Raw genomic sequence first — 16,855 nt, forward strand, 5'->3', positions numbered from 1 at the left:
CACGTCTAGCCTGCTCCTGCGATCCAGCGCCCTATGCCATCCGCCGTTGCAGCAATGGCCGCACAAGCCCGATCGCCACCAAATCAAAAATGAATAGAACCCCGAGGGCCATACCAAAACTAACCGATCCAAAGGGCGCTTGCATGACAATGCTGCTAAAACTCCAGTCCGGATGCAGATAAAGATAGCGAATGGGTTCGATCGCGTAGCTCAAGGGATTCAACACCGCCACCCACTGCAACCAACCGGGCATGAACGACAAGGGAGCCAAGGCCGTGCTGGCAAAGAGCAGGGGCAAGTTGGTGATAAAAATGGCGGCAATTAATTCCACGTGGCCCGGCAGCGCAAAGGCCAGACCCAAGCTGAGGGAGGTGACCCCCGCCACCAACAGCAGCACGATCGCCCCGACCACGGCCAACCCCGCCACCCCCGGCAGCCCAGCCCCCAAAACAGCCGCCGCAATCACGATCGCCACGGTTTGGATCAAGGCCAGCAAGCCAATATACAGGGCTGAGGCGGTGATGATCGAAAAGCGCGACACCAAGGGGGCCACCAACAGCCGATTCAGAAAGCCAAATTCCCGATCGAACATCACCGGCAAGCCCGCATTCAGCGCCCCGCTAAAGGCCGCAAAGGCGATCGTCCCCGCCCCCAAAAACTGCCCATAGCCCACATGCTCGCCAAACAAATCGGCCGGGACATTTTGGAACAGGGCCCCAAACAACACCAACCACATCAGGGGCTGAATAGTGCCGGCCACCAAGGTCACCGGCCGCCGTTGCAGTTGAATTAACAATCGCCGCAGCAGGGCCGCCGTTTCTTGCCAAAATTCCGCCAGGGGCGAGGGTTCCAGGGCGGGCGATCGGGTGGGACTGTCCGTGGGCAAAGTCGTGCTCATGAGGCTTAGGGGAATCTGGAGGGTAGGGGTGAATATGGAGAACTAGATGGAGAACTGGAAACTCTGGAAGGAATGGTCTGAGGCCTAGCGCATATTTTGCTTGCGGGCCAGCTTAGGATCCCGATCGCCCGCTGCCAAATCCGCATCGAGCAATGTCCGGCCCGTCGCAGCCAGATAAACATCATCCAAACTCGGGCGCGATTGGGCAATGCCAAACACTGGCAACCCCGCCTGTTCCAAGGCCTGCTGCACCAGGGTCAACCCCCGATCGAGATCATCCACCACCAAATTCAGCGTATTTCCCTGGCTCCGGTTGATCATCGCATCCTTGACACAGGGCAGCGCCGTCAGCAGGGTTTGGGCCGTTTCCGCCTCAGCAGCGGGGGTAAACTCCCGAATGCGCAGGGAAATGCGATCGCCCCCCAACCGAGCCTTCAACTCCGACGGTGTGCCCAAGGCAATCACCTGGCCCTGATCCAAAATCGCCACCCGATCGGCCAGCGCATCAATCTCTTCCAGGTAATGGCTGGTGATCAAAACCGTTGTCCCCCACTGGGGCAACTTCCGCAAAAACTCCCACACGGCCATCCGGCTTTCGATATCCAGCCCCGCCGTGGGTTCATCCAACACCAGCACATCTGGCTCGTGGAGCAGCCCCGTGGCCAAGTCCAGGCGCTTGCGAATGCCACCGGAATAGGTTCCCGTTTTCCGATCGAGCCAGTCGCCCAGCCCCAGCAGATCCGCCATGGCTGCAATCCGCTGCCCGATCGCCTCGCGTCGCAAGTGATAGAGCGCACCATGCAACTCCAGCATTTCCCGCCCGGTCAACACCTTGTCCAGCGCAGCATCCTGAGCCACATAGCCCAACCGCTTACGGGCCGATCGGGGTTCCCGCAACACCGACACCCCCGACACAAAAATTTCTCCCCCGTCCGGCTGGGCCAAGGTACAAAGACAGCGAATCGTGGTGGTTTTGCCCGCGCCGTTGGGCCCCAACAGGCCAAAAATCTCGCCGGGTTTCACCTCCAGCGATACGTGATCAACGGCGGTAACATCGCCATAGCGTTTTTGTAGGTTCCGAATCGCAATTGCAGGGGTCATAGGCCGCGCGAGAGTCAGGGGCGATCGCCCGGCCCCAGGGTCTGACACCGTTGGATAGCAACCAGAACAGAGACCGGGGCTGGCAGGTAGCTAAAACAGCAGCCGAAAACCGGAGCAAGGCAAGACGAGCAGGATTTCTCAGGAGCCGTCTTCCAGGGAGAAGCTCTCCAGGGAGATTGCGCAGGAAATTCCTTGGATCATCGGCAGGGGCTAGATCCTCCCCACCCCGGCGATCGCACCCCCTCGCCATTCCTCAACAAATCTTCAAACTGATGCGCAATCCATTCTAAACCGCCGGGCAACGGCCGGGGCCGCCGGCCCGCCAACCAACGCTGAACCCAAGGGGCGATCGCCCCTAACCCCCCAAGCGCTTCGCCAGCAACTTCGCCTTCAGCCCAAACTCGATCGTCTCCAGCAGCTTGGTCATCCCCGTGGTGTTCACCATCTCCGGTGAAATGCCCATTTTCTTGGCCGACTGAATCGCCTTTTCCGTCAAGGAATGGCTGGCATAACCGGTCACGATAATCACCAAGTCCGCACTGGAGATGTGGCTTTCCCCCTGCTGAGCCATGTTCAGACCCGCCTGGGCCGTACACCAAACCAATTCCACCTTCGATTCCCGCAAGCGATTGCGCACCGCCGACTCCAAGCGATCGTGGCCCCCAAAAACCACCACCTTACCCGCCAGCTCCGAGTAGGGATTGGGACGGCGCTCAGACGATCGGTGCCGCGTTTGGGGCCGCACATCGGGACTGCGCTCCACTCGCGCCCGATTCTGCATCGCCTTTTCATAAATAAACATCAGCGTCTGTTCATCATTGCCCCGACGCTTGGCCACCGGCCCTTCTTCACTGTGTTGGTTAATTTGATCCATCAAGGCTTCCAGCACTTCCGTGAGGGCATCGATCGCCTTCAGGTCATGCATATAACCCCGAATCGCCACGGCCGCGTCCGTTGCGCTATAAAAATCCTGCTGGTCGCGAATCATGTCCAGCAGGTCTTCCCTTAGCTCATAGCGCCACCGGTTTGTTTGATCCAGTAAGCGTTCCTCAATCAGTCGTTCTTCTTGCAAAATCAACTGCCGATCGGCCGCTTCTGAAGCCAAGCGCGGCGCATCGGCCAGTTGCTGCAAAATATCCGCTTCCTTCTCTTGGAGTTTGCGGCGGGTTATGCTGTCGCCAAACTCATCGGCCGGCAACTCTTTGAGGGTGGTTTGCACTTGCGCTAACACCGCGTTCAACCGGGCTTCGATTTCCGCAAGGGCATGTTGATAGTATTCGTCTCGCTGCTTTTCTAGGCGTTTCGCTTCTAGCTCGACCTTTGCCGCCGAAATCAGGTCTTGGACGGAACTTTCGAGTTCATTCAGTTCTGTGATATCCATGGGAAGACTCCTAACACAAGGGGTTGGGGATTAGGAAATGGGCGGCCATTTTAAACATGACTTAATCCTATCGCTTCCCTTCAACGGTGCGTTATGGGCCACGGATCCAGTCCGCCCCAGCCAACATGGCTGAACTGGCGATCCGGCGCGGCATTCAGCATCGCTGTCTAGCATGGGGTATGGCTGTCTAGCATTGGGTTATTGAACCTTGCCACGCATTCCCTTGTTTCTAAAACAATTCCTCAGATCCCAAAAACCCATGCTTTATCGACGGTTTGGGCGCACAGAGCTATCAATGCCGGTGTTTTCCTGTGGTGGAATGCGCTACCAACAGGCCTGGCAAGACCTCTCACCCACACAAATTGACGCGGCGGGCCAAGCCAATTTGGCCGCCACGATCGAGCGGGCCCTTGCTGTGGGCATTAACCACATCGAGACGGCGAGGGGCTATGGCAGCTCCGAGATGCAACTCGGTTGGGTGCTGCCGCAATATCCCCGCCAGGATTTGATTGTGCAAACGAAGGTGGGGCCCGCTGCCCAGGTGGCCGACTTTGAGCGGGACTTTGAACAGTCCATGGGCTACCTCAAGCTCGACTATGTGGACTTGCTGGGCATTCACGGAATTAACACCCGTGAGCATTTGGACTGGACGTTGCGGCCGGGGGGCTGCCTCGATCGCGCCAGACGCTGGCAGGCGGAGGGACGAGTGCGGTTCATTGGATTTTCCACCCACGGGCCCCTGGACGTAATCATGGAGACGATTCAGTCCAACCAATTTGATTACGTCAATTTGCATTGGTATTACATCAACCAAACCAACTGGCGGGCGATCGAGGCGGCCACCCAGTTGGATATGGGCGTGTTTATTATCAGTCCAGCCAATAAAGGGGGGCTGCTATACGAGCCATCGCCCAAATTGGTGGAACTCTGCAAGCCCCTGAGTCCGATGGTGTTTAACAATTTGTTTTGTTTAAGCCATCCGCAGGTGCATACCCTGAGCCTGGGGGCCGCTCGGCCTAGCGATTTTGATGAGCATCTGAAAACCCTGTCCTTTTTGGATCAACCGGGTCAGTTGCTGCCGATGATTACGCGACGGTTGGAGCAAGCGGCGATCGAGGCGTTTGATCGCGAGTTTGGCCCCGGGGAAGGGAAGGCCTGGCTGCGCACTTGGGAACAGGGGTTACCAAAGCCGGAAGAAGTGCCGGGCGAAATCAGTGTGCGGACGATCGTGTGGCTTTGGAATTTGGTGAAGGCCTTTGACATGGTGGCCTATGGCAAGATGCGCTACAACCTGTTGGGCAATGGGGGCCACTGGTTTCCGGGACAACGGGGCGATCGCCTGTCGGAGCTAGATTTGCGCCCCTGTTTAGCCCGCAGTCCCTATCCCGATCGGGTCTTGAATATTCTGACGGAGGCGCACCAGTTACTGGCGGGCGGGGCGGTGAAGCGCCTTTCGCAATCGTCTTAGCTGAAGTCTTGGCGGAGATTTTGGCGGAGGGCTTTGTTGAGATCTTGGCGAGATCTTGGCCAAATCTTGGCGAAGGTCTTAGCAGATGCCTGATCAGTATTTTGGGAGACTGATCAAGCACCAACCCTCACGGGGACAAGGGGCTTAAGCCCCTTGTCTGGGTTGATTCTGGGAGCAGGCGGCGGATCGTTGCTTCCGGTCTGCTCCCGATCGAGCCTTAGGACAGGTCGGTTTCTGCGAGCTTTTGAGCCAAGAACTCAATTAGGTCTTGCTTGGAAGCCCCGGCCTGATTGCTGTTCGATTCAATCCGTTTCACCACGTCCGGCGACAGGGCCAACAGCCGCACCAATTCACCATAGGCGGCGGATTCTTCGGCATTAATCACCGCTTCATCGGGCGTGCGGGCGCTGGAGGCAATGGTTTCATAGGCCAATTCCAGGGCCAATTCTTTGTCAGCGTCGTTGGTGAGCTTAGGCACAATTTCTGCCAGGGGCAGATTTTGCACCAAATATTCCCGCAAGTCTTGTTTCAGTTCGATCGATTGTTGGCCGTCGCGGGCAAACAGTTGGCTGAAGCGATCGAGCATCACTTCAATTTCTTCGTCGGCCAAATGTCCGTCGGCCCAGGCCATGGCAGCAACCACCCGCAGCAGGTTCATTTGCTTGGGGGCGATCGGGGGAGGTGGTGGCGGTTTTAGCATGGTGGCTCCCTCCGGTTTGGGATCCGGTGATTAGCGCTGAATTCTCTTTTCGATCTAGCCAATGGCCAGGGCGATCGGGGCGTTCTGGATCAATTCGCGATGGAAGTTGATGAAAGTCCACAATTGATCGTCACCGACCGTCACCTTGGGGTAATTGCATCAAGATTTATGGCAGATCTCAGGGTTTCCAGACCGAGTGCTTTCCGCATTTTCAGGGCGATCTCGCTGTTTTGGATTCTGCCCCTGTCCCGATCGCTCTCCCGATCGCTATTCGTGCACGGCCCAACGGAAAAACTCTAAGCTAAGGTCTAAGGAAAATCTGAAAAGTATCTGAACTTCCGTGATTTCCACCTTACCCACCGCTCCAGGAATTGACCTATCGAAGTTACGGTTAGATGTGCGAAATTTGTTGCCGCAATTGGTGTCTTGGCGGCGACAGTTTCATCAGTACCCAGAGTTGGGATTTCAAGAGGCCCTGACGGCCGCTTTTGTGTGCGATCGCCTGCGAGAGTGGGGTATTGATTACCAAGCGGGCATCGCCAAAACCGGCATTGTGGCGGTCATTAAAGGCAGCCAACCGGGCCCAACCATTGCCTTGCGGGCCGATATGGATGCCTTGCCCGTGCAAGAGCAAAACGAAGTGCCCTATCGATCGCGCCACGAGGGCAAAATGCACGCCTGCGGCCACGACGGCCACACGGCGATCGCCCTGGGCACGGCCTATTATTTGGCCCACCATCGATCGCAACTGGCCGGAACCATCAAGCTGATTTTTCAGCCGGCCGAAGAGGGGCCCGGCGGCGCAAAACCGATGATCGAAGCCGGGGTGCTGCACAATCCCGATGTGGATGCCATCTTTGGGCTGCATTTGTGGAATAACTTGCCGCTGGGTACGGTAGGCGTGCGGCCGGGGCCATTGATGGCGGCGGTGGAACTGTTTGCTTGCACGCTGTTTGGGAAAGGCGGCCATGGAGCCATGCCTCACCAAACGATCGACTCGGTGTTGGTGGGGGCGCAAATTGTCACGGCTCTGCAAACGATTGTGGCTCGCAACATTGACCCGATCGATTCGGCGGTGGTGACCGTGGGCGAATTTCACGCGGGCACGGCCAAAAACGTGATCGCAGATCAGGCCCGCTTGGCTGGCACGGTGCGCTATTTCAATCCGGCCCTAGAAGGGGTGATTCGGGAGCGGGTGGAGTCGATTATTGCGGGCATTTGCGCCGCCCACGGGGCCCGGTACGAACTGGACTATCGATCGATTTATCCGGCCACGGTCAACGATCCGGCCGCAGCCGATCGGGTGCGACGGGTGGCCGAAACGGTGATTGAAACGCCGATCGGGGTTGTGCCCAACTGCCAAACCATGGGCGGTGAGGATATGTCCTTTTTCCTAAAGGAAGTCCCCGGTTGCTATTTCTTTGTGGGGGCGGCCAATCCCGATCGGGGCTTAGCGTTCCCCCATCACCACCCCCGTTTTGATTTTGATGAAACGGCGCTGGCCATGGGAGTGGAGTTGTTTTTGCGGATCATCGAATCCTTTAACACGCCCTAAACTCAAAGTCCTAGACCCAATCTCTCCACTCCCGATCTCGCCACGTCCCGATCGGGGGGGCAAGGGTCTGAATCCCTTTTTCTAGGGTTTATCTAGGGTTTTGCAGCCACAGGAGCCGATCGCTAGAAATCGGGATCTCGTTCTGCGACTTCCGGTTGATCCTCCGGCGCGATCGGGTCAGGTCGGGGCGCAACCTTCGAGGGCGATGGGGCCAGGGCAGCATCCGGCCCTTCGCCCACAAACCGCTCAATGATTCGGAACCAAAGCACCACAGTCAGCAACATCACGGCTGAATACAGGTCGCCGCCGGTTCCCTCATGCATGAAGTCGAACAGGCCGTCCTGACCCGTACCGTGCAAGTAGGCCAAAATCGTGTTCCGAAAGACATTCATCAACACGCTGATGACCGTCGTTCCCACCAAAAACAGAGCGATGGGCGATCGCCCCCGCACCGTGCCGCACCAATAGATGGCCATCAGTCCCACATACCAACAGGTCAGGAGCATTTTCAGGCCCGCGCAGTGGGGAGCCACTTCCACCGCCCGATCGCGCACGTAGAGATAAATGCCCTCCACCTGCGCTTCCAGTCCCACTTGGTTCAGCAAAAAACCAGCCATGGCGGCAATGAACCGCTGCAACCCCACCACGTAGGGCGAAATGAGGTAGGGAACCTCGTTGGGCGTGGCCAGGGTGGTGAAGACCAAGGGAGCCGCCATCAGCCGCCAACCGGCCGCCCCTTTCCAAACACCACAAAGCCCCCAGAGGGCAATCGGGAACGACAGGTTCACCCAATCGGCCACACCGCTCAGGTAAAACGCCACACTCAACCCCAACAGCCCCCAACCCACCGGGTGCGATCGATCCGCCAATTGCTGCCAGCGTGATCGCTTTTCCCATGCCAAATAGGCCGCAAAGGGCAGCCCAATCAGGCCGTAGCTGAAATATTCATGCTCAATGCTGATGTCTTTGGTGAGCCAACCGCGCACCCAATGCACCAACAGCGGCCCATAGGCCAGGGCCAAGCAGGCCGCCCCCGCTGGCAACAGGGCCCGATCGAGCCAGTCAGAACGATTTGCAACGGGGCGATCGGCAGTCATGAACTTCAACCTCAGCGATCAGCAAATTCCAGCGGCCTCTTCCAAAATGCCACAGCCGCCGACCCCTAACCACTGTTGATGCTGAGCGATCGGCCACAAATCCGGCTCGATCAGCCCAAACTGTCCAAAATCATGCCTCAGCCATCACTCAACAGCCCAGACAATGCTGGCCTATTGCAACCCGTTGGCCATGGCTCGAATGATGTCGCCCCGAGTCAGGATGCCCACGATCGCCCCCGCATCATCTACCACGGGCATTCGGTGAATATTGCCTTCCAGCAAATGCCGCGTGGCATCGCGCAGCAATGTATCGGGCTTGGTGGTTTTCACCCGATCGCTCATCACATCGGCCACCGTACTGCCCAGGGCCTTGTGCAATTCCTTTTCAAATTGCAGGGGATTTTTGAGATAAATCACACTGTCCAAAATGGTAATGAACGGCGGCACATCCACGCCGGTCTCTTGCCACATCAGATCGCTTTCCGACACAACCCCAACCAACTGCCCCGCTTCATCCACCACGGGCACGCCGCTAATGCGCTGTTCCGCCAGGAGTTTGATGACCTCGATGAGGGAGGTGTCACGACGGACGACGATCGGATCGCGGCTCATTACATCGGCAACCGTTGCAGCCATTCGCTCGATCCCTAAATGCTTCTGCCCTCATTCTAGGACGGGCGATCGGTTGGAGAGCGCAACTGGTAACGATTTGACACGCTCTGTGGCCCCAGCTCGGAAGCGAAGGACTTGATCGTTGAACGGGGGCTAGGGTTTGGGGGGTGTTTTGGCCTTAGCTGTGCTGGAACTGGCTTTGCTATTAGATTTGCTGCTGGTTTTGCCGGTCGATCGGGCAGTGGATTGGGGTTTGGCCTTGGTTGTCGTTGCGCCCAGTCCCTTTTGGGGACATAGATCCGCCAACTGGCAGCGATCGCAAGCCGGTTTCCGGGCATCGCAAACGGCCCGCCCGTGATAAATCAGCCGAATCGACCAATTTTCCCAGTCCGGTTGGGGCAACAGCCGCATCAAATCGCGCTCAATCCGCACCGGATCCTGATGCTCAGTCATGCCCAAGCGATAGGCCAGGCGCTTCACATGGGTGTCCACCGTCACGCCCGCATTGATGCCAAAGGCGTGGGCCAGCACCACATTCGCCGTTTTACGCGCCACCCCCGGCAGCAACAGCAGTTCCTCCATCCGCTTGGGCAGTTCGCCGCCAAATCTGTCCAGGATCATTTGGCAAGCGCCCTGGATATTTTTGGCTTTGTTGCGATAGAAGCCGGTCGATCGCACCAAGGCTTCCAACTCGGCCCGATCGGCCCCGGCCAGGGCCACCGCGTCGGGAAACCTCGCAAACAGAGCTGGCGTAACCAGGTTCACCCGCTCATCGGTGCATTGGGCCGACAGAATTGTCGCCACCAACAATTGCACGGGGGTTTCATAATTCAGGCTGCATGTGGCATCGGGATAGAGCACTTTCAGGCGATCGAGAATTTCGATCGCCACCTGTTGTTTGGCGGCCCACTTACGAGTGCTTACCGGCATGGTTGGGAATCAGTTGAAAGGAGCCTGAACCTATGAAGAAGCCGTCATCCAATCCCCAAGGCTCCGATCCTGCCGTGGCAAGGTCGAGGGACAAGGGGCTTAAGCCCCTTGTTGGGGGCAATTGGGCGAGGATAATCAACTATTGCAACAATCCATCAGATCCGTGATCAAAATTGAATTTGATCACACAGATCACTAGCCCTGGGAATGGGGCCAACTTAGCCATCCCCTTGGACAATTTGCTTGATGGTGGTCAACATGTCCAGGCCGATCGCCCCGCGTCGGTAGCCCTTTTGATTCGACATGCCCAAAAACACCGAAGCACTGCCCCGGGGATTGCGCTGGAATCGGGGTGAGGCATTGATGTAGGTGGAGGCGCTGTCAAGGCGGGAGGCAAATTGGTGGGCTTCTCGATAGGACTCGGTGGCGATGCAGTCCGCGTGGCCGCTGCTTTGGGTGTGAATCACCGCGATCGCCTCTTCCACGCTGGCCACGGTGCGAAACGCAACGGTTTTGGTTAAATAGGGCCGATTCCACTCATCATCGGCCGCCAAGGGCAAGTCGGGAAAATCCTGTTGCAAATGGGCATCGACCCGCACTTCAAACCCATCCGTTTGCAAGGAGCCAAAGAGCACCCCCAGCATCGATCGGTTGTGGCGCTCGTGAACCAGCACCTTTTCGATCGCGTTCACCGCTTCCGGATCACCCTGGTGGCTGTCGGAAATGGCCCAACGCACCACGTCTAACTCGCCGGACAGGGCCCAGTAGAGATAGCAATTGCCGATCGCTGCGCCCAGAATGGGCACGGTGGCAAACTGACTGGCCTGTTGCACCAGCTTTGGCCGGCCATAGGCCACAATCAGGTTCAAGTAGCGCTCCTGGGCCAGCAGGTCGCGCATGGAAATATCCCGATCGGGCGGAATGGCTGTGACACATTCGGGCGGCAATTCCCCAGCCGTCAGCCCATCGGTGAGGGCCGCCGCGATCGCCGCGTTGGTGTGCTTGGTGTCGCTGCTGCCATACAAAATCATGCTGTTGCCGGTTTTGATGCCCATGCCCGCCGCGATCGCCCCCAATTCCGGCAGTCCCTCATGCACCAGGGCGATCGTCCCCAGGGGCATCAGTTGGCAATAGCTTTGTAGATATTGGGTTTGGTGGGTGGCGCGAATGGCCTGCCGAGTGGGGTCGGGCAAATCCGCCAGCCGATCGAGCATATCGGCCACCTGTTGCAGTCGATCGGGCGTGAACTTAATCCACAGGGACGGTAAGCCGCTGTTGGCCTTTTCGCGGCTGGCTTCCAAGTCCAGCGTGTTGGCTTCCAAAATTTCGTTTTGGGCGGCTCGCAAAGCCTTGGCCATCACTTTCAGCGCCCGCGATCGCTCGCCACCACGCATGGCCACCAGGGCCGATCGCCCTCGGGCCGCCGCCGCCAATGCCCCAAATAAATCCAGCGCTCCCGAATTAACCAGGGGATTTCCAACCATAATCTCAGCGCCGGTATGCCAGCCATAACAACAACAGCGGTAGCCCAATCACCAGCAATCCCGGCAACAGCCAAGCCGCCGTGCCTGCCAGTCCTTTGACAATCAGGGGCAACCAAGCCAACACCAAGACAAATCCAGCCCAAAGGGTAATGGGCAAATAATTTTCACGCAAGGGTGGACGCACGGAGAGCCAGCGCGTTCCTGTCCATCGCCACAGCCGTCGGTAGATTGCCCCAGAAGACACCTGCTCAATTTGATCGCCCGATTCGGTCACCACAAAAATTTGCTGGCAGCGATCGCAGCCAAATGCGTCCATGAGTGCGATCGGCCGCAGGGTGCCCCGTTGCCGACAGGGACAAGGGTAGGACTCCGTTAGCTCAATCTGAGAAGTCTTCAACGATCGCCCGATCGCCCGGTGGGAATAAACGACTTGGCCAGGGGTTTCTCATGCTCTTAGCTTAACAGGGCCGCCCCAACCGCAAGGAAACACCCCTGATCCAAACCCCAATCACCCGCGGATCCCATCCGAATTCCATAGGAGTTCCATAGGCGTTCAATACGAATTCCATCTTGATTCAAGACTCAAGATTCAAGATCTAAGATTCAACCGGCTTCGGTTTTGTTTCAAGTTGATTTCAAGGCTACAAAAGGCGGCTCATGTCCGCATTTCACCACAATCTGAGCCGAATACCAACCATCAAAAGGCCACGCGCTGGCAAAGTCGGGCTTGAGCAAATTCTTTGGTTAATATGGAGGCTTGACCCCACCCATGGGGAACATTCCCACAAGGATGAGGTCAGGCATCGAGAGATTGGTAACAGCGGAGGGAAGCGTCACAACGAAGATTCCCTCCGTTCTGCTAAGGAGCTATGGTCAAGGATTTCGGGAGTTGAGTCCTGCGATCGCCATCATCATTCCCTGTGATTCTGGTTAACCTCGCTAGTGATTTTTGCCTAGAGGCCTGACGGCATGGGGCGATCGGCGTTTTTGTTCGATCGCCTGCAATTGTTGAGCGCCGTTCTGCAAACAATTCAGAACCAACTCAGAACAATGCCCACAAAAAACCGGAGATCGACTGTTCGATCTCCGGTTTCAGGTTGGTTAGCCCTCATGCAAGAGCCATGGAATTGGCCCCATACCTCTCGCCACTAGGCTGCTGGAGGAGGCCGGGGCGGGGCTTTTAGGCCCTAGTTCTTTAGGTGGCCGCCGCTTCGGCCGCATCGCGGGCCGCCGCCGCTTCGTCGGGATGGATGCCCAAACGGGTCAGGTTGATCCGGCCGCGATTGTCGATTTCGCGCACCTTGATGATCACCTCATCGCCCACGGCCACCACGTCTTCGACTTTGCCCACACGCCGATCGGCCAGTTGGGAAATGTGGATCATGCCTTCTTTGCCGGGCAAGAATTCCACAAAGGCCCCGATCGGGATGGTGCGGGTGACTTTGCCCACAAACACGCTGCCCACTTCGATCTTGCGGGTCATGTTTTGGACAATTTGGGCCGCGCGCTTGGCCTTTTCGCCATCATTCGAGGACACGGTGACTAAGCCGCTGTCTTCGATGTCGATTTTCGCGCCGGTTTCTTCGACGATGCCCTTGATCGTTTTGCCGCCGGGCCCGATCACCATGCCGATGTCGCTCGGGTCGATCCGGAAGGTCAGCAGACGCGGGGCAAACTTCGACAGGTCGCCACGCGGTTGATCGATCGCCGCCATCATCTTTTCCAGGATGTGCAGACGCGCCGGGCGGGCCTGTTCGATCGCCTTGGCGATCGTGCCCATGTCTAACCCGGTGATCTTCATGTCCATTTGCAAGGCGGTGATGCCGCTGTCGGTGCCCGCCACCTTGAAGTCCATGTCACCCAAGAAGTCTTCCAGACCTTGGATGTCCGTCAGAACGCGAATTTCTTCGCCTTCCTTGATCAGACCCATGGCTGCGCCGCTGACGGGCTTGGCGATCGGCACACCGGCATCCATCAGGGACAGGGTAGAGCCGCAAACGGACCCCATGGAGGTGGAACCATCGGAGGACAACACTTCCGACACCACGCGCAACACGTAGGGGAAGGCATCCTTCGGCGGCAACACGGGAACCAGGGCCCGTTCTGCCAAGGCCCCGTGACCGATTTCCCGGCGACCGGGCGATCGCATCGGGCGGGTTTCACCGACCGAGTAGGGCGGGAAGTTGTAGTGGTGCAGGTAGCGCTTCTGCTCGTCCGGGTGCAGATCGTCCAGTTCCTGGGCATCGCCGGGGGTTCCCAGCGTCACCACAGACATCACCTGGGTCAAGCCCCGTTGGAACAGGCCGCTGCCATGGACGCGCGGGGGCAACACCCCGGCCCGGCAGGAGACCTGCCGCACCTCATCCAGTTTGCGACCATCAACGCGCACGCCATCTTCAACGATTTGGCGACGCATCAGGGACTTGGTGACGGCCTTGAAGACCTTGGGCAGAGCCTTGGGGTCAGCGGTGGCGGCCACCTTAATCGCGTCGTCATCGGCGCGATCGGCAATTTCCTGGGCCACAGTGGCTTGCAGGGCATCCAAGGCCGCGTCGCGCCGGGTTTTGCCCAGCTCAAATTGCGACAAGATGCCTTTGATTTCGCCCGTGGTGCGCGATCGAATGAAGTCTTCGAGGGTGGTGTCGATCGCGGGGGGTTCCGCCGTCACCAGCTCCAGACCCAATTCAGCGATGATGTCCCGTTGCGCTTGAATCAAGTCGCGCACGGCTTCATAGCCAAAGTCGATCGCTTCGATGATGTCCGCTTCGGGCAGTTGATTGGCCCCCGCTTCCACCATCACCACGCCATCGGGCGATCCGGCAACCACCAGATCCAATTCACCCTTTTCAATTTCCGCATAGGTGGGGTTGATGATGAACTCGTCGCCCACCAAACCCACGCGCACCGCCGCCATCGGCCCCTGGAAGGGAATTTGGGCCAGCAAGGTGGCGATCGAAGCACCCGTCACGGCCAGCACATCCGGCGGCACGTCGGGATCGAGGGACACGGTGGTGGCCACCACTTGGATATCGTCGCGCAACCAATTCGGGAACAGCGGGCGCAGGGGGCGATCGATTAAGCGCCCGGTCAGGATCGCCTTTTCCGGCGGGCGACCTTCGCGGCGTTGGAAGCTACCCGGAATGCGGCCGGCGGCATACAGCCGTTCTTCGTAATCAACAGTGAGGGGAAGAAAATCAATGCCCTCGCGCGCTGAGGAACGGGTGGCGGTTACTAACACTGCGGTATCGCCCGACCCAATCAGTACCGATCCACCAGCTTGGGGTGCGAGCAAACCGATCTTCAGCCGAATATCCCTTCCATCAAAGGATATTGACTTGTCAATTTCTTGCATGAATGATGATGATCCTTGGAGATTCTTTCTATTACTGTGGCAATCCTAACACCGTTTGTTAGATACTAGACCGTTTGTTAATTCACGGCCAACTGTCTCGACAAAACGACGTAAAACAAGGCTCCATAAGGATTTAGTCCCGATCGCTTCGGTGGCTCATTCAGCCGATCGCCCCCCTTTGGGTTCCACTCACCTACCCGATCGCGGTTCATGATCTCGCCCCCGATCGCAAGGTTGATTCCAAGGGCAATTGCCAGTGATCATTGCCAACGATTATTGCCAACGATCAGAGTCCACAACCATTCGGATTTCTAACGCGAAAGCCAATCTTTTAAGGGGCTGGCCGCAGTGGCCCCGATCGCCCACTGTTCTCCCGATTTGGCGCTCCATTCAAAACCGGTGCAGGCCGACCGGCGATCGGGGTCAAATTCCAACGCAGCCAGGCATCCTGGGCCAAATCCAGGGCGATCGCGGCGGCTCCGTAGCGGTTGATGTGGCTGGGGTCTGCGAAATAGTCGTGGCGATCGGGCCAGCGCAGCAACCAATCTTGAACGATTAACCCCTGATCTCGCAGTTGTGCCAAATAGGTCTGGAATTCCCGTTCATAGGTCAGCCGGGCCGGATCCAAATAATCCTGACTGAGGGGCAAGTTCACAAAACTCAGACGAATGCCGCGCGATCGAGCAAAGGTGATCAACTGGCGCACCGCTCGATCTTGAACACCGCCTGCCAACTGAAAACCGCTGTACATATCGTCATAGCGACCGGGCACTTTCGGAAATTGTTGGTAGTAGCGATCGGGCGCAAAACGGCGCAAATCAGCCAAAAATCCCAGCCGATCGAGTTCTGGCTCTGGGCGCAGTGGCAAGGGTGGTTGTCGTTGAAGCCAACCGGGCATCAGGCCGGGCATCAGGGCTGCACTGGGATAGGTGCTGCTGTTGAGGGTCAAGGATGGCAACCCGTTGACCGATCGCCCCCAAGGAGATTCCCGCCACCGCGCCACAGACCAGGGGTGACCGCCCCGGGCGCGGGCCATGGCCAGTTGTCGAAAGCCCTCGGAAGCCGCAATGCTGGCAAAGGTGCGATCGATCCGGCCACTGTTAAAGGCCCGCGAGCCATCGCCCCAAACCACCACCCGAGGCAACCAGTCCGGCGGAAACAAATCCATCAGCAACCAGCGCACCACCTGGGCCGTTGCGCCGTTAATGCCAAAGTTAAACACCCGCACGGGCCGCCGCAGGGTTGTTGACAACGAACGGGCCAAAACCGTCGGGTCAATGCCCTGGAGCGATCGGGAACTGCCCACAATCAACAAATCCGGCGGCTGGCCATGGGTCGCCAAATATTGCCGATAGAGCCGCAACTGCGATTCCAACCGAGGACTCCCCCACCGGGCGCGATCGAGCGAAACCGGCGATCGCGGAGTCAGGGGCCACAGGGGCCGCCGACGCTCCGGGGGCAAGGGCGCTTCCCAGTTTTTGAGCAAGGTTTGCGCATCCAGGGTTTGCGCATCCACGGGGGGTTGAGGCGGCTCGATCGGCCGATCGGCATCAGCTCGATCGATCCCCAAACCCAACAGAACCGCCCACACCAGCGCCCCACCCGCCATTAACCGGCCCATAGCTTGAGCAACCAACCCAACACCACCCCCAAACTGCCAAACCGCACCGCTTGCCAAAACACTTCCTTTAAACCGCTGTCTGCAAAGAGGCGACTTTCCAAGGCCAAGTCCAGCTCTTCCAGTTCCCGCTGCAAAGTCTGGATCGTTTGCGTTAATTCGCTGCGAATTTCTCGATCGCGCGCCCGGGCCAAATCCGCCCGCACCACTTCCACCTGATGGCCCAAACTGGCTCGCCGCTCTCGATCGGCCCGCACCTGCTCCAGGCGCGATCGCACCTGGCCCATGGCGGTTTCCGTCGCCGCTAACCGATCGCTCAACTGGGCTAAAAAAGCCGAAAACTCCGCCTCCTCAGACAAAGGCTCCTTAGGCAAAGGATCCGGGCGATCGGCAGATGATGGGGATGGGCGACGACTCATTGGACAGCCTTGAGACCATTCAGCAGGGCAATTCATCCCAAAGTCTACCGAATCGATCGAACCCCAATCCCGAACGCCCAACTAACAAAAAAAGTCGCCATCTTGCCAAAAGACAGCGACCCTCTCTCAGGAGTCAGTTCAGCCAACCTTAAAACGATGTCCAAGAAATAATCTCCAACCCTACAGGTCGATCGAGAGGTTTTGGCTCATCGGTCGATCGGGTTGGGTTCCTAGGAAGGA

At 58.0% G+C, this 16,855-nt stretch carries 14 protein-coding genes; 2 read left to right on the forward strand and 12 right to left on the reverse strand.

What is annotated here, in order from left to right; all coding sequences use genetic code 11:
* Window positions 1–31 precede the first annotated feature (31 nt).
* From ACZA91_RS06340 to ACZA91_RS06350, 3 genes are all read right to left on the reverse strand, one after another.
* Window positions 32–898 carry an ABC transporter permease gene (locus ACZA91_RS06340; protein ID WP_463185366.1) on the reverse strand — a complete coding sequence of 289 codons (867 nt, stop codon included), beginning with the start codon at window positions 896–898 and terminating at the stop codon, window positions 32–34.
* A gap of 84 nt (window positions 899–982) precedes the next feature.
* Complete coding sequence (locus ACZA91_RS06345; protein ID WP_099533043.1) at window positions 983–1,999, reverse strand: ABC transporter ATP-binding protein; 1,017 nt, start codon at window positions 1,997–1,999, stop codon at window positions 983–985.
* Between the two features lie 355 nt (window positions 2,000–2,354).
* Window positions 2,355–3,380: a DUF2325 domain-containing protein gene (locus ACZA91_RS06350; RefSeq protein ID WP_099533045.1), complete on the reverse strand. Its 1,026-nt coding sequence runs from the start codon at window positions 3,378–3,380 to the stop codon at window positions 2,355–2,357.
* Window positions 3,381–3,639: 259 nt separating this feature from the next.
* Here ACZA91_RS06350 and ACZA91_RS06355 point away from each other — a divergent pair, with 259 nt between their 5' ends.
* Window positions 3,640–4,848 (forward strand): aldo/keto reductase, encoded by a 1,209-nt coding sequence (locus ACZA91_RS06355; protein WP_463185369.1) that lies wholly within the window; start codon window positions 3,640–3,642, stop codon window positions 4,846–4,848.
* Window positions 4,849–5,065: 217 nt separating this feature from the next.
* Here ACZA91_RS06355 and ACZA91_RS06360 read toward each other — a convergent pair whose 3' ends face one another.
* Window positions 5,066–5,548 (reverse strand): tellurite resistance TerB family protein, encoded by a 483-nt coding sequence (locus tag ACZA91_RS06360; RefSeq protein WP_099533047.1) that lies wholly within the window; start codon window positions 5,546–5,548, stop codon window positions 5,066–5,068.
* A gap of 340 nt (window positions 5,549–5,888) precedes the next feature.
* Here ACZA91_RS06360 and ACZA91_RS06365 point away from each other — a divergent pair, with 340 nt between their 5' ends.
* Window positions 5,889–7,103, forward strand: a complete 1,215-nt coding sequence (locus ACZA91_RS06365) for an amidohydrolase (RefSeq protein ID WP_190530867.1) — start codon at window positions 5,889–5,891, stop codon at window positions 7,101–7,103.
* Between the two features lie 122 nt (window positions 7,104–7,225).
* Here the strand turns inward: ACZA91_RS06365 and crtB are convergent, their stop codons facing one another.
* The 8 genes from crtB to ACZA91_RS06405 form a co-directional block, all read right to left on the reverse strand.
* Window positions 7,226–8,200 (reverse strand): cyanoexosortase B, encoded by a 975-nt coding sequence (gene crtB, locus ACZA91_RS06370; protein ID WP_463185372.1) that lies wholly within the window; start codon window positions 8,198–8,200, stop codon window positions 7,226–7,228.
* Between the two features lie 171 nt (window positions 8,201–8,371).
* Window positions 8,372–8,836, reverse strand: a complete 465-nt coding sequence (locus ACZA91_RS06375; RefSeq protein ID WP_463185376.1) for a CBS domain-containing protein — start codon at window positions 8,834–8,836, stop codon at window positions 8,372–8,374.
* A 129-nt stretch (window positions 8,837–8,965) separates the two neighbouring features.
* On the reverse strand, window positions 8,966–9,742 hold the full coding sequence (gene nth, locus ACZA91_RS06380; RefSeq protein WP_190530865.1) for an endonuclease III: 777 nt from the start codon (window positions 9,740–9,742) through the stop codon (window positions 8,966–8,968).
* Window positions 9,743–9,960: 218 nt separating this feature from the next.
* Window positions 9,961–11,226, reverse strand: coding sequence for a glutamate-5-semialdehyde dehydrogenase (locus ACZA91_RS06385; RefSeq protein ID WP_199291350.1), 1,266 nt, complete (start codon window positions 11,224–11,226; stop codon window positions 9,961–9,963).
* A gap of 4 nt (window positions 11,227–11,230) precedes the next feature.
* Complete coding sequence (locus ACZA91_RS06390; RefSeq protein ID WP_099533052.1) at window positions 11,231–11,623, reverse strand: hypothetical protein; 393 nt, start codon at window positions 11,621–11,623, stop codon at window positions 11,231–11,233.
* Window positions 11,624–12,421: 798 nt separating this feature from the next.
* Window positions 12,422–14,578: a polyribonucleotide nucleotidyltransferase gene (locus ACZA91_RS06395; protein WP_099533053.1), complete on the reverse strand. Its 2,157-nt coding sequence runs from the start codon at window positions 14,576–14,578 to the stop codon at window positions 12,422–12,424.
* 331 nt (window positions 14,579–14,909) lie between these two features.
* On the reverse strand, window positions 14,910–16,214 hold the full coding sequence (locus tag ACZA91_RS06400; protein WP_463185384.1) for a hypothetical protein: 1,305 nt from the start codon (window positions 16,212–16,214) through the stop codon (window positions 14,910–14,912).
* Complete coding sequence (locus ACZA91_RS06405; protein WP_190353386.1) at window positions 16,187–16,615, reverse strand: sll0565 family protein; 429 nt, start codon at window positions 16,613–16,615, stop codon at window positions 16,187–16,189. The genes ACZA91_RS06400 and ACZA91_RS06405 overlap by 28 nt, the downstream gene beginning before the upstream one ends.
* Between the last annotated feature and the right edge of the window lie 240 nt (window positions 16,616–16,855).

The organism is Limnothrix sp. CMB-01, assembly GCF_055193175.1.

What these genes read in the sequence shown, in the direction of transcription:
- ACZA91_RS06340 (WP_463185366.1), bottom strand. Translation starts at nt 898, where the DNA reads ATGAGCACGACTTTGCCCACGGACAGTCCCACCCGATCGCCCGCCCTG.
- ACZA91_RS06345 (WP_099533043.1), bottom strand. Translation starts at nt 1,999, where the DNA reads ATGACCCCTGCAATTGCGATTCGGAACCTACAAAAACGCTATGGCGAT.
- ACZA91_RS06350 (WP_099533045.1), bottom strand. Translation starts at nt 3,380, where the DNA reads ATGGATATCACAGAACTGAATGAACTCGAAAGTTCCGTCCAAGACCTG.
- ACZA91_RS06355 (WP_463185369.1), top strand. Translation starts at nt 3,640, where the DNA reads ATGCTTTATCGACGGTTTGGGCGCACAGAGCTATCAATGCCGGTGTTT.
- ACZA91_RS06360 (WP_099533047.1), bottom strand. Translation starts at nt 5,548, where the DNA reads ATGCTAAAACCGCCACCACCTCCCCCGATCGCCCCCAAGCAAATGAAC.
- crtB (WP_463185372.1), bottom strand. Translation starts at nt 8,200, where the DNA reads ATGACTGCCGATCGCCCCGTTGCAAATCGTTCTGACTGGCTCGATCGG.
- ACZA91_RS06375 (WP_463185376.1), bottom strand. Translation starts at nt 8,836, where the DNA reads ATGGCTGCAACGGTTGCCGATGTAATGAGCCGCGATCCGATCGTCGTC.
- nth (WP_190530865.1), bottom strand. Translation starts at nt 9,742, where the DNA reads ATGCCGGTAAGCACTCGTAAGTGGGCCGCCAAACAACAGGTGGCGATC.
- ACZA91_RS06385 (WP_199291350.1), bottom strand. Translation starts at nt 11,226, where the DNA reads ATGGTTGGAAATCCCCTGGTTAATTCGGGAGCGCTGGATTTATTTGGG.
- ACZA91_RS06395 (WP_099533053.1), bottom strand. Translation starts at nt 14,578, where the DNA reads ATGCAAGAAATTGACAAGTCAATATCCTTTGATGGAAGGGATATTCGG.
- ACZA91_RS06405 (WP_190353386.1), bottom strand. Translation starts at nt 16,615, where the DNA reads ATGAGTCGTCGCCCATCCCCATCATCTGCCGATCGCCCGGATCCTTTG.